The organism is Kocuria sp. CPCC 205260 (genome assembly GCF_040981045.1).
GTDB lineage: Bacteria > Actinomycetota > Actinomycetes > Actinomycetales > Micrococcaceae > Kocuria > Kocuria palustris.
Window position 1 is genome coordinate 121,396 of sequence record NZ_JAVKPT010000003.1, and the last position, 26,451, is coordinate 147,846.

Here is a 26,451-nt window from a genome sequence, read left to right on the forward strand (position 1 = left end):
GGAGTTGCCGCTGGCTGCGCGAGCGGGTAATCTCGTGGCATCCAAAGACCGCCGGTCGCGGATCCGTCGTGCCTGCTTCACCTCGAAGCGGACGGAGCGGATCGCCGTAAGAGCCCCTCGGGGCGTCCAGCGCAGGTGTCCTGAACGTGCAAGACCTCTGATCCGCCTCTGGCGGTCAGCGTCCTGATGCGCCTCGGCTCCTGCCGGGGCGCTTTTCTCGTCTGGGGCACGAACGGCAGGCGCCCGGCACACCAGGAAGGAGTGCCATGGCGAACTCTGAGAAGTACGCCGCGGTGGCCGAGCTGAAGGGACGCTTCGAGTCGTCCACTGCAGCTGTGCTGACCGAATACCGCGGGCTCTCGGTGGCGCAGATCTCGCAGCTGCGCCGCTCGCTCGGCGAGAACGCCGAGTACGCCGTGGTGAAGAACACGCTGGCCGGCATCGCCGCCCGCGAGGCCGGGATCGACGCATTCGAGGGACAGCTCCAGGGCCCCACCGCGATTGCGTTCGTCTCCGGCGATGCGGTCGCCGTCGCAAAGGGCCTGCGCGACTTCGCCAAGGAGAACCCCGCGCTCGTCGTCAAGGGCGGCTACATGGACGGTGCCGCCCTCGATGAGGCCGGCATCAAGAAGCTCGCGGACCTCGAGTCCCGCGAGGTCCTGCTGGCCAAGGTCGCCGGAGCCGCACAGGCTTCGCTGTCCCAGGCCGCAGCGCTGTTCCAGGCGCCGCTGTCCAAGACGGTCCGCACGGCCGAGGCGCTGCGCGCCAAGGTCGAGGAGACCGGCTCGGACACCGCTGCCGACGCCTGAGCGTCGACTCACCACGTACCAGAACCATCCTCCGTCGCGCCGCGCCCCATGCGGCCGACGGGAACAGACACCAGAAGGAGCCACATCATGGCCAAGCTGACCACCGATGAACTGATCGAGGCCTTCAAGGAGCTCTCCCTCATCGAGCTCTCCGAGTTCGTCAAGGCCTTCGAGGAGACCTTCGACGTCACCGCTGCGGCTCCGGCCGCCGTGGCCGCCGCCCCGGCTGCCGGTGGCGACGCCGCCGCCGCCGAGGAGGAGCAGACCGAGTTCGACGTCATCCTCGAGGCTGCCGGCGACAAGAAGATCGGCGTCATCAAGGAGGTGCGCGCCCTGACCTCCCTCGGCCTGAAGGAGGCCAAGGAGCTCGTCGACGGCGCTCCCAAGCCCGTCCTCGAGGGCGCTTCCAAGGAGGACGCCGAGAAGGCCAAGGAGCAGCTCGAGGGCGCCGGCGCCACCGTCACCCTCAAGTGATCCATGCGGGCCTGAGCCCGCACCTCGCTTCAGACCGTCTTGCGGTCGGATCAGCGCCCCGCACGGCTCCGGCCGGGCGGGGCGCTCGTCGTCTCACGGGTCGCCGCTGCGCCGCCGTCGACCGAGGCCGACGGATGTTCGACAAGGGGTAGACAATGGCTCTGGACTTGACGTAACCTGTTTCTTTGCGTCGTCCCTGAGTTCTGCGTGCCTTCATATAGCGGTGGGCGCCCCTCGGACCCGAGCCGCCGGCTCTGCGACCCGCGTCGGATCGATCCTCGCACGGCACCCTGCGCCCCGTGCGAGCAGTCCCCTCGCCCGCAGCGCCGCGTTCCGGCCGTCTCCGAGTCCTCCGGACGGGAACCGCGCGATTCACCTGCAGATCTGTGGAAGGAATCTCACTTTGGTCGCCTCGAGCACCGATTCGTCCGTCACCGCATCCCAGGCAGGAGGCAGCGTGCCCCGCCGCGTCTCCTTCGCCAAGATCCACGAGCCCCTGGAGGTCCCCAACCTCCTGGCTCTCCAGACCGAGAGCTTCGATCGCCTCATCGGCAACGAGAAGTGGCAGGAGCGCCTGCGCCTGGCCCTGGAGGCCGGCGAGACCGGCGTCGCCACCACCTCTGGCCTCTCGGACATCTTCGAGGAGATCTCCCCGATCGAGGACTTCCAGGGCACCATGTCCCTGTCCTTCACGGAGCCGGAGTTCTACGACCCCAAGTACACGGTCGATGAGTGCAAGGACCGTGACGCCACCTACTCGGCCCCCCTGTACGTTAAGGCCGAGTTCATGAACAACACCACCGGCGAGATCAAGCAGCAGACGGTCTTCATGGGCGACTTCCCGCTCATGACCGACAAGGGCACGTTCGTGATCAACGGCACCGAGCGCGTCGTCGTCTCGCAGCTGGTCCGCTCGCCCGGCGCCTACTTCGAGCGCGGCCAGGACCGCACCTCGGACAAGGACATCTACTCGGCGCGCATCATCCCCTCGCGCGGCGCCTGGTTCGAGCTCGAGATCGACAAGCGCGATCAGGTCGGCGTGCGCCTGGACCGCAAGCGCAAGCAGTCCGTCACGGTGCTGCTCAAGGCCCTGGGCTGGTCCGAGTCCAAGATCCTCGAGGAGTTCGGCGAGTTCGACTCGATCCGCGCCACCCTCGAGAAGGACGCGACCGAGACCCGCGACGACGCGCTGCTGGACATCTACCGCAAGCTGCGTCCGGGCGAGCCGCCCACGGTCGAGGCCGCCCAGCAGCTGCTGGACAACATGTACTTCAACCCCAAGCGCTACGACCTCGCCAAGGTCGGCCGGTACAAGATCAACCGGAAGCTCGGGATCGACAAGCCCTTCACCGATCCGGATGCCTCCGTGCTCTCGGTCGAGGACATCGTCGCCATGATCCGCTACCTCGTCACGCTGCACGCCGGGGGAGACTCCATCGATGGCGTGCGCGACGGCGAGACCCGCGAGATCCGCATCGACGTCGATGACATCGACCACTTCGGCAACCGCCGCATCCGCGCGGTGGGCGAGCTGATCGAGAACCAGATCCGCACCGGTCTGTCCCGCATGGAGCGCGTCGTGCGCGAGCGCATGACCACCCAGGACGTCGAGGCGATCACCCCGCAGACCCTGATCAACATCCGCCCCGTGGTGGCGGCGATCAAGGAGTTCTTCGGCACCTCCCAGCTCTCGCAGTTCATGGATCAGAACAACCCGCTCGCGGGCCTGACCCACAAGCGTCGGCTGTCCGCCCTGGGCCCCGGCGGCCTGTCCCGCGACCGCGCCGGCATGGAAGTCCGCGACGTCCACCCGTCGCACTACGGCCGCATGTGCCCGATCGAGACCCCTGAGGGCTCGAACATCGGCCTGATCGGCTCGCTGGCCACCTACGCCCGCATCAACCCGTTCGGCTTCATCGAGACCCCGTACCGCAAGGTCCGCGACGGCGTCGTCACCGACGAGGTCGTCTACCTGACGGCCGATGACGAGCGCGGCGCCACGATCGCCCAGGCCAACGCCCCGCTGACGGACGACATGCGCTTCGCCGAGGACGCCGTGCTGGCCCGTGCCGCCGACGGCTCCGGCGAGGCCGTGCTGGTCGAGCCCGCGGACGTCGAGTTCATGGACGTCTCCCCGCGCCAGATGGTGTCGGTGGCGACCGCCCTGATCCCGTACCTCGAGCACGACGACGCCAACCGCGCGCTCATGGGCGCCAACATGCAGCGCCAGGCCGTGCCGCTGCTCGTGTCGGAGGCCCCGCTCGTGGGCACCGGCATGGAGCGCTACGCCGCCATGGATGCCGGCGACTCCGTGCTGGCCGTCAAGGCCGGCGTGGTCACCGAGGTGGCCGCCGATCACGTGATCGTGGCCAACGACGACGGCACCGAGAAGGAGTACACGATCGGCAAGTTCGTGCGCTCCAACCCGGGCAACACGTACAACCAGCGCGTCGTGGTCTCCGAGGGAGATCGCGTCGAACCGCGCACCGTGCTGGCCGACGGCCCGTCGACCGATCACGGCGAGCTGGCCCTGGGCAAGAACCTGCTCGTGGCCTACATGTCCTGGGAGGGCCTCAACTACGAGGACGCCATCATCCTGTCCCAGCGCATGGTCTCGGACGACGTCCTGACCTCGATCCACATCGAGGAGCACGAGATCGATGCCCGCGACACCAAGCTCGGTGCCGAGGAGATCACGCGCGACATCCCCAACGTGTCGGAGGAGGTGCTCTCGGCTCTGGACGAGCGGGGCGTCATCCACATCGGCGCCGAGGTCCAGGCCGGCGACATCCTGGTCGGCAAGGTCACGCCCAAGGGCGAGACCGAGCTGACCCCGGAGGAGCGCCTGCTGCGCGCGATCTTCGGCGAGAAGTCCCGCGAGGTCCGCGACACCTCCCTGAAGGTGCCCCACGGCGAGTCGGGAACGGTCATCGGCGTGCGCGTCTTCGACCGCGACGAGGATTCGGACGATCTCCCGGCCGGCGTCAACCAGGTCGTGCGCGTCTACGTCGCGCAGAAGCGCAAGATCACGGACGGCGACAAGCTCGCCGGGCGCCACGGCAACAAGGGCGTCATCTCCAAGATCCTGCCCCTGGAGGACATGCCCTTCCTGGCGGACGGCACCCCCGTCGACGTCATCCTGAACCCGCTGGGCGTGCCCGGGCGCATGAACCTCGGCCAGGTGCTCGAGGTCCACACCGGCTGGCTGGCCAAGCAGGGCTGGAAGGTCGAGGGCGACCCGCAGTGGCTGGATCACCTCACGGACTTCCCCAAGGAGACCGGCCCCACCAACGTGGCGACCCCGGTGTTCGACGGTGCCCGCGAGGACGAGATCTTCGACCTGCTGGATCACTCCAACGTCACCCGCGACGGCGATCGCCTGATCAACCACACGGGCAAGGCGCAGCTGTTCGACGGCCGCTCCGGCGAGCCGTTCCCGGACCCGATCTCGGTCGGCTACCAGTACATCCTGAAGCTGCACCACCTGGTGGACGACAAGATCCACGCCCGCTCGACCGGCCCGTACTCGATGATCACGCAGCAGCCCCTGGGCGGTAAGGCCCAGTTCGGCGGCCAGCGCTTCGGCGAGATGGAGGTCTGGGCACTGGAGGCCTACGGCGCCGCCTACACGCTGCAGGAGATCCTGACCGTCAAGTCGGATGACGTGCACGGCCGCGTGAAGGTCTACGAGGCGATCGTCAAGGGCGAGAACATCCCGGAGCCGGGTGTTCCCGAGTCGTTCAAGGTCCTCATCAAGGAGATGAAGTCCCTGTGCCTGAACGTCGAGGTCCTCTCGGCCGACGGCCAGACCGTCGAGATGCGCGATGCGGATGACGAGGTCTTCCGCGCCGCTGAAGAGCTGGGCATCGACCTGTCCCACTCCGAGCCGAGCTCGGTCGAAGAGGTCTGATCACCTCTTCACGTCGACCGCCCACTCTTTTTGAAGACTGCTTAGAAAGGGATCAAGGATCCTCATGTCCAACGATTCTTCGCTCAACCTCATGCGCATCGGCCTCGCCACGGCCGACCAGATCCGCTCCTGGTCCTACGGCGAGGTCAAGAAGCCCGAGACCATCAACTACCGCACGCTCAAGCCGGAGAAGGACGGGCTCTTCTGCGAGAGGATCTTCGGCCCCACCCGCGATTGGGAGTGCGCCTGCGGCAAGTACAAGCGCGTGCGCTACAAGGGCATCATCTGCGAGCGCTGCGGCGTCGAGGTGACCCGTGCCAAGGTGCGCCGCGAGCGCATGGGGCACCTGGAGCTCGCCGCTCCGGTGACCCACATCTGGTACTTCAAGGGCGTGCCCTCTCGTCTGGGCTACCTGCTGGACCTGGCGCCCAAGGACCTGGAGAAGGTCATCTACTTCGCGGCCTACATGGTCACGAAGGTCGATGAGGAGGCCCGCCACGAGGACCTCCCGAACCTCCAGGCCTCGATCGACCGCGAGAAGAAGGCCCTCGAGGACCAGCGCGATGCCGACGTCGTCGCCATCGCCGGGGACCTCGAGACCGATCTGGCCGAGGTGGAGAAGGAGGGCGGCAAGGCCGCCGAGAAGCGCAAGCTGCGCGATGCCGCCGACCGCCAGATGGCCAACGTGCGCAAGCGCGCCGACCGCGAGATCGACTCGATCGACCGCGTGTGGGAGCGCTTCAAGAACCTCAAGGTCAACGACCTCGAGGGCGACGAGGCGCTGTACCGCCAGCTGCAGGACCGCTTCGGCATGTACTTCGAGGGCTCCATGGGCGCCGAGGCGATCAAGAAGCGCCTCGAGACCTTCGACCTGGCTGCTGAGGCCGAGGCCCTGCGCGAGACAATCGCCACGGGCAAGGGCCAGCGCAAGTCGCGCGCCCTGAAGCGCCTCAAGGTCGTCAACGCGTTCCTGTCCACGGACAACTCGCCGCTGGGCATGGTCCTGGACGCCGTCCCGGTCATCCCGCCGGAGCTGCGTCCCATGGTCCAGCTCGACGGCGGCCGCTTCGCGACCTCGGATCTCAACGATCTGTACCGCCGCGTGATCAACCGCAATAACCGCCTGAAGCGCCTGCTGGATCTCGGCGCCCCCGAGATCATCGTGAACAACGAGAAGCGCATGCTCCAGGAGGCTGTGGACTCCCTGTTCGACAACGGCCGTCGCGGCCGTCCCGTCACGGGCCCGGGCAACCGCGCGCTCAAGTCGCTGTCGGACATGCTCAAGGGCAAGCAGGGCCGCTTCCGCCAGAACCTGCTCGGCAAGCGCGTGGACTACTCGGGCCGCTCGGTCATCGTGGTCGGCCCGCAGCTGCGCATGCACCAGTGCGGTCTGCCCAAGCAGATGGCGCTCGAGCTGTTCAAGCCGTTCGTGATGAAGCGCCTGGTCGATCTGAACCACGCGCAGAACATCAAGTCGGCCAAGCGGATGGTCGAGCGCTTCCGCCCGCAGGTGTGGGACGTCCTGGAAGAGGTCATCACCGAGCACCCGGTGCTGCTCAACCGCGCCCCCACCCTGCACCGCCTGGGCATCCAGGCCTTCGAGCCGCAGCTCGTCGAGGGCAAGGCCATCCAGCTGCACCCGCTCGTGTGCTCGGCGTTCAACGCGGACTTCGACGGCGACCAGATGGCCGTGCACCTGCCGCTGTCGCCGGAGGCCCAGGCCGAGGCGCGCGTGCTGATGCTGTCGTCGAACAACATCCTCAAGCCGTCGGACGGCAAGCCGATCGCCCTGCCCTCGCAGGACATGATCATCGGCCTGTACCACCTGACCACCGTCCGCGAGGACGAGGTCGGGGCCGGGGAGAGCTACTCGTCGGTGGCCGAGGCCGTCATGGCCTTCGACGCCCGCAAGCTGCACCTCAACGCGCCGATCAAGGTCCGCATCGAGGACTTCGTCCCCGGTGAGGGCTGGGAGGCTCCGGAGGGCTGGACCGAGGGCGACACCGCCACGGTCGAGACCACCCTGGGCCGCGTCATCTTCAACCAGCAGCTGCCCGCCGGGCACCCCTGGTTCGAGGGAGTCGCGGACAAGAAGAGCCTCTCGCGCCTGGTCAACGACCTCGCCGAGGAGAACTCGATGGGCGTCGTGGCGCAGACCCTCGACAACTTCAAGGACGCCGGCTTCTACTGGGCCGCCTGGTCGGGCATCACGGTGGCGATCTCGGATATCGCGACGCCTCCGTCCAAGCCCCAGATCATGGAGGGCTACGAGGCCCAGGCCGCCAAGATCCAGACCCAGTACGAGACCGGTCTGATCGACGACGACGAGCGCCGCACCGAGCAGATCGACATCTGGACCAAGGCGACCGACGAGGTTGCTGCGGCCATGCGCGAGAACCTCGGCCGGCTGAACAACATCAACCGGATGGTCTCCTCGGGTGCACGAGGCAACTGGATGCAGGTCCGTCAGATCGCGGGCATCCGCGGCCTGGTGGCCAACCCCAAGGGCGAGATCATGCCCCGTCCGATCAAGTCCTCGTACCGCGAGGGCCTGACGGTGCTGGAGTACTTCATCGCGACCCACGGCGCCCGCAAGGGCCTGGCCGACACCGCGCTGCGCACGGCGAACTCGGGCTACCTGACCCGTCGTCTCGTCGACGTCTCCCAGGACGTCATCGTCCGCGAGGGCGACTGCGGCACGGATCGCGGCCTGACGCTGCCGGTCTCCGAGACCTCGGAGACGGGTCAGCGCGTGCTGGACGCCGAGGTGGAGAACACCATCCACGGCCGTGTGCTGGCCGTGGACGTGGCCGATGCGAACGGCGAGATCGTGGCCCAGGCGGGCCAGGACCTCTCGGACGGTCTCATCAAGGCGATCTTCGACGCCGGCGTGGACGGGGTCCGCGTGCGCTCGGTGCTGACCTGCGACTCCGCCGTCGGCGTGTGCGCGGCCTGCTACGGCCGCTCGCTGGCGACCAACAAGCTGGTCGACATCGGCGAGGCCGTGGGCATCATCGCCGCGCAGTCGATCGGCGAGCCCGGCACGCAGCTGACCATGCGCACGTTCCACACGGGCGGCGTCGCCTCCTCGGACGGCGACATCACGCAGGGTCTGCCGCGAATCCAGGAGCTCTTCGAGGCCCGCACGCCCAAGGGCGTCGCGCCGATCTCGGAGGTCGCCGGTCGCGCCACGATCGAGGACACCGAGAAGGGCGTGCGCGTCGTCATCACCCCGGACAACGGGGACGAGGACTTCGCGTACCCAGTGCTGCGCCGCGCCAAGCTGCTCGTGGCCGACGGCGAGTCCGTCGAGGTCGGCCAGCAGCTCGTGGCCGGTGCGGTGGACCCCAAGGAGGTCCTGCGCATCCGCGGTCGCCGTGCGGCCCAGAAGCACCTGGTGGACGAGGTCCAGGGCGTGTACCGCTCCCAGGGCGTGGGCATCCACGACAAGCACGTGGAGGTCATCGTCCGGCAGATGCTGCGTCGCAACACGGTCATCGAGTCCGGCGACACCGACCTGCTGCCGGGCGAGCTCGTGGACGACGTCCGCTACCGCGAGGCCAACCGCAAGGCGGTGACCTCCCAGCAGCGTCCGGCCGCCGGCCGTCCGGAGCTGATGGGAATCACCAAGGCCTCGCTGGCCACGGACTCGTGGCTGTCGGCCGCCTCCTTCCAGGAGACGACCCGCGTGCTCACGCAGGCCGCCATGGAGGCCAAGTCGGATCCGCTGGTGGGCCTGAAGGAGAACGTGATCATCGGCAAGCTGATCCCGGCCGGCACCGGCCTGGCTCGCTACAACGATGTGAGCGTGGAGCCCACCGAGGAGGCCAAGGCCGCCCTGTTCACGGACAGCGGCGCGTACGCGGACTTCTCCTACGCCGACGACTCGTCGCTGGGCGAGTTCCAGGCGATCCCGCTGGAGGACTACGACTTCGGCGCCAACTGATCGATCGGCGGCACTTCGGCGCTGAGCTGAGATGCCGCCGCGAGATCGGACCCGGACGCTGAGCGTCCCAGGCGGAAGCCCCGTCCCTGCACCTGCAGGGGCGGGGCTTCCGCCATCCCCCGATCATGACGCCGCACGGTCCACTCACGAGGCGACATCCGGCGCGCCCTCCGCCCGTCGTTCCGCTCGCTCCCAGCGCAGCGCCGTCGAGACCGCGTCGAGCCCCCGGCGTCGGGCGCGGGCCGAGGCCGACAGCGAGGGCTTCAGCGGCCCGTCGCGCAGGCAGGTCGGGCTGGGTGCCCTCGGTGCTGCGGCGGCTCCCGGCGGCGAGGGGGACGGCCGCTTCCTGAGCGGACGCGTGGTGCGTGACATCACCGGCAGGCTCGCCGGGGTGGGCTTTCTGGGCTACGGGTCCACGAGCAAGCTGGGGCTCGGCGTCCACATTCGCCAGCACGCCCGCGCCTTCGTCATCCAGGACCCGGCCGACGGCTCGCACATGGCGCTGGTCGCAGGCCACGGTCAGCCTGGGAGCCGCTCACACCCATGCCACTCCGGGCGGCGCCGGAGTCGACGAGCTGCAGAACATCACCACGCTGGGCTTCCAGCCCCAGGTCTTCCAGCCCCAGGTCTTCGAGGCGCAGGTCGAGGGCATCGTGGCCGCAGACGCCGACCGGGCGGAGGGCAGACTGCGAGTGAGCCGCTCGGAGCTGGCCGATGCGGGGGTCAACCGGTCCATGGAGGCCTTCCGCCTGAACCCCGAGGAGCTGCGCTCGGCGCTGCCCGACGGCCTGGACACCTCCTCGACCACGCTGCGGATGGAGCGCGGGGGAGCGGTCGACGCCGTCGTGAACTGGTACGCGACCCACAGCACCTCGCTGACGAACACCAACCGCCTGGTCTCGGAGGACAACAAGGGCTGCGCCGAGTACGCCCTCGAGCGCCTGGACCACGGCGTGCACCTCACGGCGCAGCAGCGAGCGGAGTTCGTGGGGGCGTTCGCCAACTCGAACTCCGGCGACATCAGCCCGAACCTGAACCTGAGCCCGGGCAGCGGGCCCACCGACGACGAGTTCGAGAACACGCGGGAGATCGGCACGCGCCAGGCCGATGCCGTGCGCTCCCAGCTCGCCTCGGCGGGGGACCCGGTGGGCTCGGGGGTCGCCAGCCGCATCACCTACGTGGACATGCGCGGCTATCAGGTGCGACCGGAGTTCTCCGGCACGGGACGCACCGAGCGCACGGGCTGGGCGATCCTGGGCACGGCCTTCGGCGCCGGATCCCAGGAGGACGGCCCGGGCCCGAGCATCTTCAGCGAGGGGCTGTGGAACAACCCCTTCTCGGCCACGCTGGCTTCATGGCGCTATCGGGTCGACCGCTACGAGGCGGCCATCCAGGCGCCCAAGTCCACCCTGCTGTCCGTCGGGGCCATGGGCTGGGTCCAGCAGCAGGTCCCGGTGCAGCTGATCCGCCTGGGCCGGCTGTGGCTGGCGGTCATGCCCGGCGAGGTCACGGCCGCCGTGGGTGTGATGTACCGCAGGGCGGTCGCTGAGGCCACCGGCGCGCAGGAGCGCGATGTCATCATCCAGGCGACCTCCAACGGCTGCACGCACTACGTCACGACGCGCTGGGAGTACGAGTCGCAGCAGTACGAGGGCGGGGCCACGATCTACGGCAAGCACTCGGCGGCCGCGTACTGCCAGATCCTCGACGGGCTGGCCCGGGCGATTGTCGACGACACGGAGGTGGCCCTGGGCCCCGTTCCGCGGGATGAGTCGGCCACGGCGCTGCGCTCCCTGCAGGGAGCCGACGGCGCGGACCTGCCCATGCCGATGCGGGCCTTCGGCGATGTCTGGACGCAGCCGGTCGACGTCACCGCCGGGCAGGTCGCCCGCGCCGTGTTCGTGGGGGCGAATCCGAACAACAACGTCCGCCACGGCGGCTCCTACCTGGTGCTCGAGCGCCAGGTGGACGGCGCCTGGCAGCGCTTCCGCGACGACCAGGACTTCGACCCCCGGTTCCGCTGGGAGGACAAGCTGTTCTGGCGCTCGCTGGTGACCCTCGAGTGGACCGTGCCCGCAGGCGCTGCCGGCACCTACCGCTTCGTCTACCAGGGCGACCGCCGCACCGGTCTCGGGAGGATCCTGCCGATCACGGCGACCAGCCGGGCCTTCACCGTCCGCTGATCCTGGCCCGAGCGGGGGAGAATCCGGGACATGGCCAATTCGTCCTCCGGAGACTCCGTGCTCGTGCGCCTCGACCGGGTGCTGGCCGCCTTCGGGCGCGACCAGCCCCGGCTGACCTCCGCGCAGATCGCGCGCCGCACGGGCCTGCCCCCGGCCACCGCCCATCGCCTGTGCGCCGATCTGGCGGCAGCCGGCTGGCTGACGCGCGGGGCGGGGGGCTCCTACTCGGTGGGGACCCGGCTGTGGGAGCTGGCCACCCGGTCGGCCCCGGAGACCTCCTTGGCGGCGGCGGCCGCGCCGTTCCTGCACGGGGTCCAATCGGCGCTGCGACAGCATGTCCAGCTCGGCCGGATCCAGGGCGACGAGGTCCTGTTCGTGCAGCGGCTCTCCCAGCCCGGCACCCGCCCCATCAGCTCCGCGGTGGCGGGGAGGCTTCCGCTGCACCTCTCGGCGACCGGACTGGTGCTGCTGGCGGGGCTGCCCGAGGCGCAGCGCCGCGACCACGCCCGACGCGTGCTCGAGCGCGGCGAGCAGCTGCCGCAGGGTGGGCCCGAGCAGCTCGAGCAGGTGCTGCGCGAGATCCGCGCGAGCGGTCACTGCGTGCAGACCGGCAATCTGGAGCCGGATCGCACAGGGATCGCCGTGCCCGTCCACGCCGCCGACGGCTCGGTGATCGCAGGTCTCGGCATCGTCGCCGATCGAGCCCTGGCCCCGGTGGATCCCTCCGCCGTCGTGCAGGCGCTGCACACGGCCGCCCACGGCATCGCTCGCGCGGTCGAAGGACCGGATCATCCCGTTGAATGAGCAGTATGTGGCGCAGGCCTCGCGGTGCGCCTGAGACTGTGCGCACGACCGTTCGCCAGGAGGACATCCCGTGAGCCAGAACCCCGCGCAGCCCGCATCGGCTGCACCCATCCTCGAGACCCAGGTCGCGATCGTCGGCGCCGGCCCCGCCGGGCTGATGCTCGCGCACCTGCTGCGTCGCGAGGGCCTCGAGACGATCGTGATCGAGAAGCGCGACCCGGAGACGATCCGGTCCACGCACCGCGCCGGGATCCTGGAGGCCGGCACCGTGGACATGCTGGTGGACTCCGGCGTCGACGGCCGAGTCCTCACCGAGGGCCACGAGCACGAGGGCACGTCCCTGCGCTTCGAGGGCCGCAGCCATCACATCGACTTCCAGGAGGCCGTCGGGCGCTCGGTGTGGCTCTACCCGCAGAACGAGGTGTTCTGGGACCTCAAGGAGGCCTTCGAGCGCGACGGCGGCACGGTCTTCTGGTCGGTCGACGACGTCGCCGTCCATGACGTCGAGTCGGATCGCCCGGGGGTCACGTTCGTCGATGCCGAGGGGGCGGCGCGCGAGATCCGCTGCCGGATCCTGGTGGGCGCCGACGGCTCCCGCTCCGTGTGCCGCAAGGCGATTCCTGAGGACGTGCGCACGGATCACTACACCGAATACCCGTTCGCCTGGTTCGGCATCCTGTGCCAGGCTCCGCCGAGCCACCACGAGCTGATCTACACCCGCTCGGAGTCCGGGTTCGCGCTGATCTCCCAGCGCTCGGACGACGTCCAGCGGATGTACTTCCAGTGCGACCCCTCGGAGGATCCCGGCGACTGGTCGGACGAGCAGATCTGGGCCCGGCTGCAGGAGTGCGTCTCCGGCCCGGACGGCTTCCGCTTGCAGGAGGGGCCGATCATCGACAAGACGGTCCTGCCCTTCCGCTCCTACGTGTGCGAGCCGCTGCGCCACGGCTCCCTCGTGCTCGTGGGCGATGCCGGGCACACCGTCCCTCCGACAGGCGCCAAGGGCCTGAACCTCGCCTTCTGCGACGTCCGCGTCCTGGCCCCGGCCCTCGTGGCACTGCTGCGCGACGGCGACGAGCGGCCGCTGGCCGGCTACTCGGCCGCGGCGCTGGAGCGCGTGTGGAAGGCGCAGAACTTCTCGTACTGGGTCACCCGCATGCTGCACAGCAGCTCCGAGGACTCCGAGTTCGACTCCCGCCGCCAGCTCGGCGAGCTGCATGCGATCACGGACTCGCCGTACGGCCGGGCGTACTTCGCCGACTCCTACACGGGCTGGCAGGCCTGAGCGGGCGCTGAAGCCCACGGTGCGCCGTCGCCGGCGCACCCCCATACCCAGGTCCGGCGACGGACCGCGCTCCGATCACCTTGTGTGCGCTATGCGCACAAGTGTTCATTTTCGAAGTGACGCACGTTATCCTCAGGTGCTGGAGAGCACGGGCAGCAGCCCTGGGGATGACGGGGCCGCGGGGCGACCCTGCGGCAGCACCTCTACTGCCCGGCTGATGAAGGAGATGACCATGGCGGACACCCCCGTCTCGTCCTCGGACGCGGCAGCGGATTCCCAGTCGGTCCTGAGCGCGGAGATGGACGCGATCTCGGAGAGCTATGCGGCTTCCGGATCCGTCGAGTCCCAGCCTCGACTCGACTACGCGCCCTATCGCAGCTCGGTCCTGCGCCACCCCACCAAGGACCTGCATCACACGGATCCGGAGACCGTCGAGCTGTGGGCCCCGGCCTTCGGCCCCCGCGACGTCCACGCCCTCGAGTCGGATCTCACGATCCAGGACAAGGGCGAGCCCATCGGCGAGCGGATCACGATCAGCGGGCGCGTGCTCGACGGCGAGGGCCGGCCGGTGCGCCGCCAGCTGGTGGAGATCTGGCAGGCCAATGCGGCGGGCCGGTACATCCACAAGCGCGATCAGCACCCGGCTCCGATCGACCCGAACTTCACCGGGGTGGGCCGCTGCCTGACCGGCGACGACGGCTCGTACTCGTTCACCACGATCAAGCCGGGCCCGTACCCGTGGAAGAACCACTACAACGCGTGGCGTCCGGCTCACGTGCACTTCTCGCTGTTCGGCACGGAGTTCACCCAGCGCATGGTGACCCAGATGTACTTCCCGGGCGATCCCCTGTTCGCCCTGGACCCGATCTACCAGGCGATCGTCGACCCCAAGGCGCGCGAGCGCCTGGTGGCGAACTACGACCACGACCTCTCGGCCCACGAGTGGTCGCTGGGCTACAAGTGGGACATCGTGCTCACCGGAACCCACCGCACGCTCATGGAGGAGGACACCGATGTCTGAGCAGCTGACACCCACGCCCGGTCAGACCGTCGGCCCCTTCTACGGCTACGCCCTGCCGTTCGACGGCGGGGAGAACCTGGTGGATCGGACGCATCCCCAGGCCGTGCGCCTGCACGGGGTCGTCTACGACGGGAACGGCGATCCTGTGCCGGACTCCCTGCTGGAGATCTGGCAGGCGGATGAGAACGGTCGGATCTCGCAGGAGCCAGGCTCCCTGATCCGCGACGGCTACACCTTCACGGGCTTCGGCCGGCAGGCCGTGGACAACGTGGGGGCGTACTCGTTCACCACGGTGGCCCCCGGGCCCACGGAGCCCGGGGCGGCCCCGTTCATCGCCATGACGGTCTTCGCTCGCGGTCTGCTCAACCGGCTCTTCACCCGGATCTACCTCCCCGAGGATCAGGAGGCCCTGCAGCGGGACCCGCTGCTGTCCTCGGTGCCTGCGGATCGGCGCGAGACCCTGATCGCACGCCGCGAGCAGGACGGCTCGCTGCGCTTCGACGTCCGCCTGCAGGGCGAGGCGGAGACCGTCTTCCTGCGCTATCCGCAGCACGCGGACTGAGCAGCACGGGTCCGGGTCGACGTTCATCGTCGGTCCGGACCTGCGGCTGCGCGGGGAATCAGCCCGCGCGGCCGATCCCGGATCATCTCGAGAACATCGCGACGACAGGACCACGACGAGACGCATGGCAGCACAGGACGCCGAGTACGGCCTGCTGGTCCCCGGAGCCCATCGGGCGCGGGGGCTCACCGGTGATTGGCACGTCCTGCGCTGCCTGGTGCGCGTCGAGACCGCATGGGTCGCGGCCCAGGCGGATCTCGGGCTGGTGCCGGGACGCGCCGCAGAGGCCGCCGCCCAGGTCCTCTCGGATGAGGTGATGGAGCGCTCCTTCGATCTGGTGGATCTGGCGGAGCGCAGCGAGCTCGGCGGGAATCCGGTGATCCCCATGCTCGCCGATCTGCGCGCGGCGGTCCGGGAGATCGACCCTCAGGCCGTCGGCGCCGTGCACCGGGGGCTGACCAGCCAGGACGTCCTGGACACCGCCCTGATGCTGGTGCTCCGGGAGGCCGTGCAGCGCCTCGAGGACTCCCTGGCCCAGGCGGAGTCGGCGCTGGCGGTCCTGGCTCAGCGCCACCGCGGGGACCTCTGCGCGGCGCGCACCCTGACCCAGCACGCGCTGCCCACGACCTTCGGTCTGCGCTGCGCGCAGTGGCTCGAGGGGCTGGTGGATGCCCACGAGCGGCTGGAGCGGCTGCGCACCCCGGTGGCCATCGGCGGCGCCGCCGGCACACTCGCCGGATCCCGTGCCCTGTTCCCGCAGCAGGATGTTCTCCCGCAGGGCGGCGACGCCTCTGCGGAGGCCTCCGAGCAGGTCCTGCAGCTGCACGCCGCATGGGCCGCGCAGCTGGGGCTGGATCAGGCCCCCCATGTCTGGCACACCTCTCGTCAGCCCGTCCTGGATGCCGGTGCCGCGCTGGGCAGTCTCTGCGCGGCCATCGGCAAGATCGCCGACGACGTCCTGCTGCTCTCGCGCCCGGAGCTGGGCGAGCTGCGCGAGCCCACGGGTCCGGGCCGGGGCGTCTCCTCGGCCATGCCGCAGAAGCAGAACCCGGTGCTCTCGGTCCAGCTCAAGCGCACGGCGCTGAGCGCCCCGCAGCTGCTCGCCGCACTGTTCACCGCGGCCTCGACCTCGGTCGACGAGCGCCCGGACGGTTCCTGGCACGTCGAATGGCCAGCGCTGCAGCAGCTGCTGCGACTGAGCCTGACGGCGTGCTCCCAGCTGACGGAGCTTGCCCAGGGGCTGCGCGTGGATGTCGAGCGCATGGAGGAGAACCTGCGCGCCTCGGGGCCGGCGCTGCTCTCCGAGCGGATCGTCACGGCGCTGAAGCCTGCGGTGCAGGAGGCGGACGGGGCCACGGGAGCCCAGCGCATCCAGGCCGTGCTGGCCCGGGCCGGTGCGGATGTCGAGGCAGCCGTCGACGGCCTGGCGGAGATCACGGGGGAGGGCCGCGACGCCGAGGGGCATGCCCTCGACCGGCAGCGGCTGCAGCAGCTGTGCGACCCGCGCGGCTATCTCGGCGCGGCCGATCTGCTGATCGATCGGGCTCTTGCGCGCCAGGACGAGCGAGAGGCGCTGCCCGGCGGCGGCGCCAGAACAGGAGAGGACTCATGAGCGTTCCGAGCATCCGCCTCGTGGAGCTGAGCGCGCCCGTTGCGGCGCAGGACGAGCAGCGGCCGGTGCTGCTGCTGGGACCTGCGCTCGGCACGGCGGTCGCCCCGCTGTGGGGCGGGGTCGCCCGCGAGCTGGAAGGGCGCTTCCGCATCATCGGCTGGGAGCTGCCGGGCCACGGCGGCGCACCGGCCGGCTCCGAGGACTTCTCGATCGAGGAGCTCGCCCAGGGCGTTCTGGCCGCCGTGGATGCGGTCGAGGAGCTCCCGGCCGAATCCCCGTTCTGGTATGCGGGCTGCTCCGTGGGCGGGGCCGTGGGGCTGCAGCTGCTGGTGGATGCGCCGCAGCGGCTCCGGGGGGCGGCTGTGGTGGCCTCCGCCCCGCAGCTGGGCGATCCCGAGCAGTGGCGCGAGCGCGCGGCCCTGGTGGAGGCCGCGGGAACTCCCACGCAGGTCATCGGCAGCGCGCAGCGCTGGCTCACCCAGGACTTCATCGAGCGCGATGCCGCCGCCGGCACCGGGATCACCACGGGCCTGCTGCACGCGCTGCAGTCCGCCGACCGCCACGGGTACGCCCAGGTGTGCCGTGCGATCGCCGCGTTCGACCTCACCGGGCGACTGGGGGAGATCGTCGCCCCGGTGATCGCCGTGGCCGGCGAGCAGGACCCCTCGGTCGAGCCGCAGGCGGTGCGGGACTGGGCGCAGCAGGTGCCCGGTGCGCGCTTCGAGCTGATCGAGCAGGCCGCGCACATGATCCCCGCCCAGCAGCCGGCCGCGCTCGCCGGGCTGATCAGGGAGCTGGCAGCGCAGTCGCCGGGCTCCGCGTCGACCGATCCGCTGCGGCGTGAAGGGGCGCCGTCCTCGGTCGGCGACTCGGCTCAGGCGCCGGCACCACGCGCGGGCGGCGACCGCACCGCCTCCCAGGCGCACGCCGACGGCATGCGGGTGCGCCGCGAGGTCCTCTCCGACGCCCACGTGGATCGCTCGGAGGCCAACAAGGACGAGTTCACGGCCGAATGGCAGGACTTCATCTCCCGCTACGCCTGGGGGGAGATCTGGACCCGTCCGGGCCTGGACCGGCCCATGCGCAGCGCCATCACGCTGACCGCCCTGATCGCAGCGGGGCACTGGGGCGAGTTCGAGATGCACGTGCGCGCAGCGCTTCGCAACGGGCTGACCCGCGAGCAGATCAAGGAGATCCTGCTGCAGAGCTCGATCTACCTCTCGGTGCCCTCCGCCAACAACGCCTTCTCCCATGCCAAGGCGGTCTTCGACCGTCTGGACGCGGAGGCCGACAGCGCCTCCGCGCCCGCCACGACAGACCGAGCTTCATCAGACGACGAAGGAGTCACCTCATGAGCACCTCAGCCAGCGGCCGCCAGGACGCCTACATCTACGACGCCGTGCGCACCCCGTTCGCCAAGATCGGCGGCGCCCTGTCCGGCCACCGCCCCGACGACCTCGCAGCGCTCGTGGTGCGCACCATGGTCGAGCGTGCCGAGGGCCTGGACCCGGAGAGCATCGACGAGGTCGTGTTCGGCAACGCCAACGGTGCCGGCGAGGAGAACCGCAACGTCGCCCGCATGGCCACGCTGCTGGCAGGTCTGCCCACCTCGCTGCCGGGCACCACGGTCAACCGCCTGTGCGGCTCCTCCCTGGACGCCGCCATGATGGCCTCGCGCCAGATCGAGGTCGATGAGGCCGATCTGATGCTCGTGGGCGGCGTCGAGTCCATGTCGCGCGCCCCTTGGGTCCTGCCCAAGACCGAACGTCCGTTCCCCATGCAGGACCTGCACCTGGCCAACACCACGCTGGGCTGGCGGCTGGTCAACCCGGAGATGCCGGATGCCTGGACCGTCTCGCTGGGGGAGGCCACCGAGCAGCTGCGCGAGAAGCACGGGATCACCCGTGAGGAGCAGGACGTCTTCTCGGCGCGCTCCCACCAGCTGGCCGCGAAGGCCTGGGACGAGGGCCGCTACGACGACCTCACCGTGACCGTGAAGGCCAACTCCAAGCGCGGCAGCGACGCCACCCGCGACGAGACCGTCCGCGCAGATTCCACCCCGGAGACGCTCGGCGGGCTGCGCACCGTGTTCCGCAAGGACAACGGCACGGTCACCGCGGGCAACGCCTCGCCCATGAACGACGGCGCCTCCGCCGCGTGGCTCGGCTCCGAGAAGGCCGCCGATCTGCTGGGGCGCACGCCGCTGGCGCGCATCGCCGGGCGCGGTGCAGCCGCCAACGAGCCGCAGTTCTTCGGCGAGGCTCCCGTCGAGGCCGCGAACCTGGCGCTGAAGCGCGCCGGCATCGGCTGGGGAGATGTCAGCGCCGTCGAGCTCAACGAGGCCTTCGCCGCCCAGTCGCTGGCGTGCATCCGCCAGTGGGGGATCGAGGAGTCCATCGTCAACGCGTGGGGCGGTGCCATCGCCATCGGCCACCCGCTCGGCGCCTCCGGCACCCGAGTGCTGGGAACGCTGGCCCGCCGTCTTCAGGCCGAGGGCGGCCGCTGGGGCGTGGCCTCGCTGTGCATCGGCGTGGGGCAAGGCCTGGCCGTCGTGCTCGAGAACACCGACGCCGCCTGAGCTCGGCGCACCAGAGACCGAACGATCATTCGCAAGGAGAGAGCATGCTGAGCATCGTGGACACCGCGGCGCAGGCCGTCGACCAGATCGAGGACGGCTCGACCGTCATGATCGGAGGCTTCGGGGTGGCGGGTCAGCCCGTCGAGCTGATCGACGCCCTGATCGAGCAGGGCGCGAAGGACCTCACCGTCGTCAACAACAACGCGGGCAACGGCGACGTCGGGTTGGCCAAGCTGATCCAGCTGGGGCGGGTGAAGAAGATCATCTGCTCCTTCCCGCGCCAGTCGGACTCGTGGCACTTCGATGAGAAGTACCACGCCGGCGAGATCGAGCTGGAGGTCGTCCCGCAGGGCAACCTCGCGGAGCGCATCCGCGCCGCGGGTGCCGGCATCGGTGCGTTCTTCACGCCCACCGGCTACGGCACGCCGCTGGCCGAGGGCAAGGAGGTCCGCGAGTTCGACGGCCGCCATCAGGTCCTCGAGTACCCGATCGTCGCCGACTACGCCCTGACCAAGGCGCACACCGCCGACACCGCGGGCAACCTCACCTACCGCAAGACGGCGCGCAACTTCGGCCCGATCATGGCGGCAGCGGCCAAGACGTCGATCGTGCAGGTCTCGGAGATCGTGGAGCGCGGCCAGATGGATCCGGAGTCCGTGGTGACGCCGGGCATCTACGTCGACACCGTGGTGCGCATCCAGGCTCCGCAGACTCCCGACGCGGGCTGAGCCCGCACCTCGGATCAGGGCACGGGCGCCGCGCGGGCGCCCGCCCCGGTCCACTCCCCGCAGCAGACACGCCACCGCAGCGGCAGCCAGGCCGCGCAGAGAGCGAGACACGACCATGACCACACCCCAGACCCAGGATGCGGCGCTGGACAACCAGCAGCTCGCCGAGCTCGTCGCCCGCGACATCCCGGCCGGCGCCTATGTGAACCTCGGGATCGGCCAGCCCACGCTGGTCTCCGACTACCTCACCCCCGAGGACGACGTCACCCTCCACACGGAGAACGGCATGCTCGGCATGGGCGCGGCCGCCCACGGCGAGGACATCGACCTCGACCTGATCAACGCCGGCAAGATCCCGGTCGTGGAGACCGACGGCTGCTCGTACTTCCACCACGCGGACTCGTTCGCCATGATGCGCGGCGGCCACCTCGACTGCTGCGTGCTGGGCGCGTTCCAGGTGGACCGCAACGGCAACCTCGCCAACTGGAGCACGGGCAAGCCCGGCGCCATCCCGGCCGTGGGCGGAGCCATGGACTTGGCCACCGGCGCCAAGCAGACGTTCGTGATGATGGACCTGCGCACCAAGAAGGACCAGCCCAAGCTGGTCGAGCAGTGCGACATGCCCCTGACGGGCGTCGGCTGCGTCTCGCGCGTGTACACCGACCGTGCGGTCTTCCTCATCGAGGGAGACGGCCGAGTGGTCGTGCGCGAGACCTTCGGGGCCACGTTCGAGCAGATCCAGCAGCTCGTGCCCTTCCCGCTCGAGCAGGCCTGAGGACAGCAGCGGCTATGACAGCCGAAGGGCCGGGAGGGGCTGAGCTCGCGACCGGCGCACCGCAGCGCTCGAGCACGGACGTCGTGCAGTCCCTGGCTCGGGGTCTCGGTGTCATCACCGCCTTCGACGCCGGGCGACCTCGGATGACGCTGTCCGAGGTCGCCCGGCGCAGGGGCCTGTCCCGGGCGACGGCGCGCAGGCTCCTGCTGACGCTCGAGCAGCTGGGCTACGTGCGCACCGACGGCCGCGACTTCGAGCTCACCGCCAAGGTCCTCGAGCTCGGCTACGCCTACCTCTCCGCGCTGAGTCTGCCGGAGATCGCCGCCCCGCACCTGCGCCGGCTCTCCGAGACCGTGGGGGAGTCCACCTCGGTGGCCGTGCTGGACGGCCCGGACATCGTCTACGTGGCCCGGGTCCAGGCCCGGCACATCATGAATGTCGCGATCTCTGTGGGCACGCGCTTCCCGGCGCATGCGACCTCCATGGGCCGCGTGCTGCTCAGCGAGCTTCCCGACGACCAGGTCCGCGCTCGCTGCGAGGCCGCTCTGGCTCATCCGCCGGCCCGTCGCACCGTCACGACCCTCGACGGACTGCGCCATCGCCTGGCCGAGGTGCGCCGCAGCGGGTGGGCGGACGTGGACCAGGAGCTCGAGGCCGGGCTGCGCTCGGTGGCCGTGCCGATCCGGGACGCCCGGGGGCAGATCATCGCCGCGGTCAACGTCTCTATGCGCGTGGGCGCCACGGAGGAGCACGAGGATCCGCTGCGTGCGATCCTCCCGGCGCTGCGCGAGTGCGCAGGCGCCATCCAGCAGGACCTGGCCGCGTCCGGGGCGGGTGGGCACCAGGACCCTGCCATCGCGGCGCGCGGAGGCGTCTGATACACTAGCCGGGATTGGCTCGACCATCCGTGGTCGCTTCCAGTGGCAGGTATGGACTCCGTCCTCAGGCACGCAGGGTGTGCCCGAATGCCACTTTTTGTCATGCCTTGAGGGTCTCGCCCCTGCTGCCCGCAGCGATCGCATCGTCGATCTCCTGCAGCACCCCTCGAGGCATCGGCCGCGGGTCCGCGTTGAGCGGCCCATGGCAGGCCTATCCACCAACGTCGCGCGCCGCACCGGCGCGCCACCATCAGGAGACGATGTGCCCACTATCCAGCAGCTGGTCCGCAAGGGCCGCACCCCGAAGGTCGTGAAGACCAAGGCGCCGGCCCTCCAGGGCAGCCCCATGAAGCGCGGCGTCTGCACCCGCGTGTACACGACCACGCCCAAGAAGCCGAACTCCGCGCTGCGCAAGATCGCGCGCGTGCGCCTGAACAACGGGGTCGAGGTCACGGCCTACATCCCCGGTGAGGGCCACAACCTGCAGGAGCACTCCATCGTGCTCGTGCGCGGCGGCCGAGTGAAGGACCTCCCCGGCGTCCGCTACCGCATCGTGCGCGGCGCCCTCGACACCCAGGGCGTCAAGGGTCGCGGCCAGGCCCGCTCCCGCTACGGCGTGAAGAAGGAGAAGAAGTAATGCCTCGTAAGGGTCCCGCCCCCAAGCGCCCGCTCGTCGTCGACCCGGTCTACGGATCCCCGGTCGTCACGCAGCTGATCAACAAGGTCCTCCAGGACGGCAAGAAGTCCACCGCCGAGCGCATCGTCTACGGCGCGCTGGCCGGTGTCGAGCGCAAGTCCGGCGAGGAGCCGGTCGCCACGCTCAAGAAGGCCCTGGAGAACATCAAGCCGGCCCTCGAGGTCCGCTCCCGCCGCGTCGGCGGCGCCACCTACCAGGTGCCGATCGAGGTCCGCGCGGGCCGTTCCCAGGCACTGGCCCTGCGCTGGCTCGTCGGCTACTCCAAGGCCCGTCGCGAGAACACCATGACCGAGCGTCTGATGAACGAGATCCTGGACGCCTCGAACGGTCTGGGCGCCGCTGTGAAGCGTCGCGAGGACACTCACAAGATGGCCGATTCGAACAAGGCCTTCGCCCACTACCGCTGGTAATTCCGGCTCCGCTGGTAGCATCGGCTCGGTCTGCCGCCCCTCATCGGGGGCGGCAGACCGCCGGGAACACCTCAGAAGGGACTCACCGTGGCACAAGACGTGCTTACCGACCTGAAGAAGGTCCGCAACATCGGCATCATGGCGCACATCGACGCCGGCAAGACCACCACCACCGAGCGCATCCTGTTCTACACGGGCATCAACCACAAGCTCGGTGAGACCCATGAGGGTGCGTCCACGATGGACTGGATGGCTCAGGAGCAGGAGCGTGGCATCACGATCACCTCCGCGGCCACCACCTGCTTCTGGGACGGCAACCAGATCAACATCATCGACACCCCGGGCCACGTGGACTTCACGGTCGAGGTCGAGCGCTCCCTGCGCGTCCTCGACGGCGCCGTCGCCGTCTTCGACGGCAAGGAGGGCGTCGAGCCCCAGTCGGAGACCGTCTGGCGCCAGGCGGACAAGTACGACGTGCCCCGCATCTGTTTCGTCAACAAGATGGACAAGCTGGGCGCGGACTTCTATTTCACCGTCGACACCATCATCAACCGCCTCAAGGCCAAGCCGCTGGTCATGCAGCTGCCGATCGGCTCGGAGAGCGACTTCGTGGGCGTCGTGGACCTGGTCCACATGAAGGCCCTGGTGTGGGAGGGCGACTCCAAGGGAGACGTCTCCCTGGGCGCCTCGTACAAGACCGAGGAGATCCCCGCGGATCTCCAGGAGCGCGCCGAGCAGTACCGCGCCGAGCTGGTCGAGAACGTGGCCGAGGCCGATGACGAGCTCATGGAGAAGTACCTCGGCGGCGAGGAGCTGACGATCGATGAGATCAAGGCCGGCGTCCGCAAGCTGACCATCGCCTCGGAGGCCTACCCGGTCTTCTGCGGCTCCGCGTTCAAGAACCGCGGCGTGCAGCCGATGCTCGACGCCGTCGTGGACTACCTGCCCTCGCCGTTCGACGTCGACGACGTCCAGGGCCACTCGGTGCGCGACGAGGACGAGATCATGACCCGTCCGGCCGATCGCACCGCTCCGTTCTCCGCTCTGGCCTTCAAGGTCGCTGCGCACCCGTTCTACGGCCAGCTGACCTACACCCGCGTCTACTCGGGCACGGCCAAGGCCGGCGAGCAGGTCCTGAACTCGACCAAGTCCAAGAAGGAGCGCATCGGCAAGCTGTTCCAGATGCACTCCAACAAGGAGAACCCGGTCGAGGAGATCCAGGCCGGTCACATCTACGCGATCATCGGCCTGAAGGACACCACCACGGGCGACACCCTGTGCGATGCGGCCAACCCGATCGTGCTGGAGTCCATGTCCTTCCCGGCTCCCGTGATCTTCGTGGCCATCGAGCCCAAGACCAAGGGCGACCAGGAGAAGCTCTCCACCGCCATCCAGAAGCTCTCCGCTGAGGATCCGACCTTCACGGTCTCCCTCAACGAGGAGACCGGTCAGACCGAGATCGGAGGCATGGGCGAGCTGCACCTGGACATCCTGGTGGATCGCATGAAGCGTGAGTTCCGCGTCGAGGCGAACGTGGGCAAGCCCCAGGTCGCCTACCGCGAGACCATCAGGAAGTCCGTCGAGAAGGTCGACTACACCCACAAGAAGCAGACCGGCGGCTCCGGCCAGTTCGCCAAGGTGCAGGTCTCCTTCGAGCCGATCGACCTCGAGGCCGAGGAGCTCTACGAGTTCGACAACGCCGTCACCGGCGGTCGCATCCCGCGCGAGTACATCCCGTCGGTGGACGCGGGAATCCAGGACGCCATGCAGCTCGGCGTGCTGGCCGGCTACCCGGTCGTGGGCGTCAAGGCCACGCTGCTCGACGGCGCCTACCACGACGTCGACTCCTCGGAGATGGCGTTCAAGATCGCCGGCTCCATGGTCTTCAAGGAGGGCGCCAAGCGCGCCAACCCGGTTCTGCTCGAGCCGACCATGGCCGTCGAGGTCCGCACGCCCGAGGAGTACATGGGTGATGTCATCGGCGACCTGAACTCGCGCCGCGGCATGATCCAGTCCATGGAGGACGTCTCCGGGATCAAGCTCGTCAAGGCCAGCGTCCCGCTGTCCGAGATGTTCGGCTACATCGGCGACCTGCGCTCCAAGACGCAGGGCCGCGCGGTGTACTCGATGTCCTTCGACTCCTACACGGAGGTCCCGAAGAACGTCGCCGAGGAGATCATCCAGAAGAACCGCGGCGAGTGATCCGTCGGCGGCTTCCTTGTGAGGAGCCGCCGACGGCCCCACGGCCGCGATCGCGGGCCCGCAGCCGACCCCGAGCCGGGCGGGCCGCCGCACCGACCGATTTCTCACCCCCAACCAGCCCGACTACACTTGCAGAGGATTCCGCCCGCTGAGCGCCTCTGCACGCGTCAAGGGCGAGCAAGTTCGCATCATTCTCTAGGAGGAACCACCATGGCGAAGGCCAAGTTCGAGCGCAGCAAGCCGCACGTCAACATCGGCACCATCGGTCACGTCGACCACGGCAAGACCACGCTGACCGCTGCGATCTCCAAGGTCCTGGCCGACAAGTACCCGGACCTCAACGAGGCCCGCGACTTCGGCGGCATCGACTCCGCTCCGGAGGAGCGCCAGCGCGGCATCACGATCAACATCTCGCACATCGAGTACCAGACCGAGGCGCGCCACTACGCCCACGTCGACGCTCCCGGCCACGCCGACTACGTCAAGAACATGATCACCGGCGCGGCGCAGATGGACGGCGCGATCCTCGTGGTCGCCGCCACCGACGGCCCCATGGCCCAGACCCGCGAGCACGTCCTGCTCGCCCGCCAGGTCGGTGTGCCGACCCTGATGGTCGCGCTGAACAAGTCGGACATGGTCGATGACGAGGAGCTGCTGGACCTCGTCGAGATGGAGGTCCGCGAGCTGCTCTCGGACCAGGAGTTCGACGGCGACAACGCTCCGGTCGTGCGCGTCTCGGCTCTGAAGGCCCTCGAGGGCGACCCCGAGTGGGTTGCCAAGATCGAGGAGCTCATGCAGGGCGTCGACGAGTTCATCCCGGACCCGGTCCGCGACACCGATAAGCCCTTCCTCATGCCCGTCGAGGACGTCTTCACGATCACCGGCCGCGGCACCGTCGTGACCGGCCGTGCCGAGCGCGGCACCCTGCCGATCAACTCCGAGGTCGAGATCGTCGGCATCCGCCCGATCCAGAAGACCACGGTCACCGGCATCGAGATGTTCCACAAGCAGATGGACGAGGCCATGGCCGGCGAGAACTGCGGCCTGCTGCTGCGCGGCCTGAAGCGCGACGACGTCGAGCGCGGCCAGGTCGTCTGCAAGCCGGGTTCGATCACCCCGCACACGGACTTCGAGGCCAACGTGTACATCCTGTCCAAGGATGAGGGTGGGCGTCACAACCCCTTCTACACGAACTACCGCCCGCAGTTCTACTTCCGCACCACCGACGTCACCGGCGTCATCTCCCTGCCCGAGGGCACCGAGATGGTCATGCCCGGCGACAACACCGAGATGTCGGTCGAGCTCATCCAGCCGATCGCCATGGAGGAGGGCCTCGGCTTCGCCATCCGCGAGGGCGGCCGCACCGTGGGCTCCGGCAAGGTCACCAAGATCACCAAGTGATCATCGGCTGACTGATCCCGGACGCGGGCTCGCACGAGCCTGAGTCCCGGAAGCCTCGAAGGGCCCCGCACCGATCCGTCGGTGCGGGGCCCTTCGCCGTCCCCACCCGACAGTGGCGCTCCGTTGCCTCAGGCCGTCGCTCGAGCTGCGCGCGGCGGGAGAGCTGAGCCACATCG

The 26,451-nt window shown here is 69.4% G+C and carries 19 protein-coding genes and 2 pseudogenes; all 21 read left to right on the forward strand.

The window, feature by feature from the left end; translation table 11 throughout:
* The first annotated feature begins 266 nt into the window (after positions 1-266).
* The 21 genes and pseudogenes from rplJ to tuf all read left to right on the forward strand — a co-directional run bounded on the left by rplJ (position 267) and on the right by tuf (position 26,275).
* Entirely contained in the window at positions 267-809 is a 543-nt protein-coding gene (rplJ, locus tag RF645_RS07750) for a 50S ribosomal protein L10 (protein ID WP_058871821.1), read from the forward strand.
* 87 nt (positions 810-896) lie between these two features.
* On the forward strand, positions 897-1,283 hold the full coding sequence (gene rplL / locus RF645_RS07755) for a 50S ribosomal protein L7/L12 (protein WP_006213531.1): 387 nt from the start codon (positions 897-899) through the stop codon (positions 1,281-1,283).
* 403 nt (positions 1,284-1,686) lie between these two features.
* Positions 1,687-5,193: a DNA-directed RNA polymerase subunit beta gene (rpoB, locus tag RF645_RS07760; RefSeq protein ID WP_368818903.1), complete on the forward strand. Its 3,507-nt coding sequence runs from the start codon at positions 1,687-1,689 to the stop codon at positions 5,191-5,193.
* Between the two features lie 64 nt (positions 5,194-5,257).
* Positions 5,258-9,139, forward strand: coding sequence for a DNA-directed RNA polymerase subunit beta' (locus tag RF645_RS07765; RefSeq protein ID WP_058871820.1), 3,882 nt, complete (start codon positions 5,258-5,260; stop codon positions 9,137-9,139).
* Positions 9,140-9,170: 31 nt separating this feature from the next.
* Positions 9,171-10,779: pseudogene (locus RF645_RS07770) on the forward strand (neutral/alkaline non-lysosomal ceramidase N-terminal domain-containing protein); the annotation flags it as partial.
* A 72-nt stretch (positions 10,780-10,851) separates the two neighbouring features.
* Entirely contained in the window at positions 10,852-11,322 is a 471-nt protein-coding gene (locus RF645_RS07775; protein WP_368818926.1) for a neutral/alkaline non-lysosomal ceramidase C-terminal domain-containing protein, read from the forward strand.
* 30 nt (positions 11,323-11,352) lie between these two features.
* Positions 11,353-12,126 (forward strand): IclR family transcriptional regulator, encoded by a 774-nt coding sequence (locus tag RF645_RS07780; protein WP_058871818.1) that lies wholly within the window; start codon positions 11,353-11,355, stop codon positions 12,124-12,126.
* Positions 12,127-12,196: 70 nt separating this feature from the next.
* The gene (locus RF645_RS07785; protein WP_082676995.1) at positions 12,197-13,411 is read left to right on the forward strand and encodes a 4-hydroxybenzoate 3-monooxygenase; all 1,215 of its coding nucleotides are present in this window, start codon (positions 12,197-12,199) and stop codon (positions 13,409-13,411) included.
* Positions 13,412-13,643: 232 nt separating this feature from the next.
* Positions 13,644-14,432: a protocatechuate 3,4-dioxygenase subunit beta gene (pcaH, locus tag RF645_RS07790; RefSeq protein WP_235586801.1), complete on the forward strand. Its 789-nt coding sequence runs from the start codon at positions 13,644-13,646 to the stop codon at positions 14,430-14,432.
* A complete protein-coding gene (pcaG, locus tag RF645_RS07795; protein ID WP_058871816.1) occupies positions 14,425-14,994 on the forward strand; it encodes a protocatechuate 3,4-dioxygenase subunit alpha in 570 nt (189 codons plus the stop codon). The genes pcaH and pcaG overlap by 8 nt, the downstream gene beginning before the upstream one ends.
* 124 nt (positions 14,995-15,118) lie before the next feature.
* On the forward strand, positions 15,119-16,606 hold the full coding sequence (locus RF645_RS07800) for a lyase family protein (protein ID WP_058871815.1): 1,488 nt from the start codon (positions 15,119-15,121) through the stop codon (positions 16,604-16,606).
* Positions 16,603-17,346, forward strand: a pseudogene (locus RF645_RS07805) (alpha/beta fold hydrolase); the annotation flags it as partial. The gene RF645_RS07800 and the pseudogene RF645_RS07805, both read left to right, overlap by 4 nt.
* A gap of 195 nt (positions 17,347-17,541) precedes the next feature.
* Positions 17,542-17,961 carry a carboxymuconolactone decarboxylase family protein gene (locus RF645_RS07810; protein WP_235586812.1) on the forward strand — a complete coding sequence of 140 codons (420 nt, stop codon included), beginning with the start codon at positions 17,542-17,544 and terminating at the stop codon, positions 17,959-17,961.
* On the forward strand, positions 17,958-19,184 hold the full coding sequence (locus RF645_RS07815) for a thiolase family protein (RefSeq protein WP_058871813.1): 1,227 nt from the start codon (positions 17,958-17,960) through the stop codon (positions 19,182-19,184). The genes RF645_RS07810 and RF645_RS07815 overlap by 4 nt, the downstream gene beginning before the upstream one ends.
* 44 nt (positions 19,185-19,228) lie before the next feature.
* Positions 19,229-19,912 carry a 3-oxoacid CoA-transferase subunit A gene (locus tag RF645_RS07820; protein ID WP_058871812.1) on the forward strand — a complete coding sequence of 228 codons (684 nt, stop codon included), beginning with the start codon at positions 19,229-19,231 and terminating at the stop codon, positions 19,910-19,912.
* Between the two features lie 115 nt (positions 19,913-20,027).
* Positions 20,028-20,687, forward strand: coding sequence for a 3-oxoacid CoA-transferase subunit B (locus RF645_RS07825; protein ID WP_058871811.1), 660 nt, complete (start codon positions 20,028-20,030; stop codon positions 20,685-20,687).
* 14 nt (positions 20,688-20,701) lie between these two features.
* Positions 20,702-21,565, forward strand: a complete 864-nt coding sequence (locus RF645_RS07830; protein ID WP_058871810.1) for an IclR family transcriptional regulator C-terminal domain-containing protein — start codon at positions 20,702-20,704, stop codon at positions 21,563-21,565.
* 262 nt (positions 21,566-21,827) lie between these two features.
* A complete protein-coding gene (gene rpsL, locus RF645_RS07835; protein WP_006213513.1) occupies positions 21,828-22,202 on the forward strand; it encodes a 30S ribosomal protein S12 in 375 nt (124 codons plus the stop codon).
* On the forward strand, positions 22,202-22,672 hold the full coding sequence (gene rpsG, locus RF645_RS07840; protein WP_006213512.1) for a 30S ribosomal protein S7: 471 nt from the start codon (positions 22,202-22,204) through the stop codon (positions 22,670-22,672). The genes rpsL and rpsG overlap by 1 nt, the downstream gene beginning before the upstream one ends.
* An 87-nt stretch (positions 22,673-22,759) precedes the next feature.
* The gene (gene fusA, locus RF645_RS07845; RefSeq protein WP_058871809.1) at positions 22,760-24,874 is read left to right on the forward strand and encodes an elongation factor G; all 2,115 of its coding nucleotides are present in this window, start codon (positions 22,760-22,762) and stop codon (positions 24,872-24,874) included.
* A gap of 210 nt (positions 24,875-25,084) precedes the next feature.
* Complete coding sequence (tuf, locus tag RF645_RS07850; RefSeq protein ID WP_058871808.1) at positions 25,085-26,275, forward strand: elongation factor Tu; 1,191 nt, start codon at positions 25,085-25,087, stop codon at positions 26,273-26,275.
* Positions 26,276-26,451: the final 176 nt, after the last annotated feature.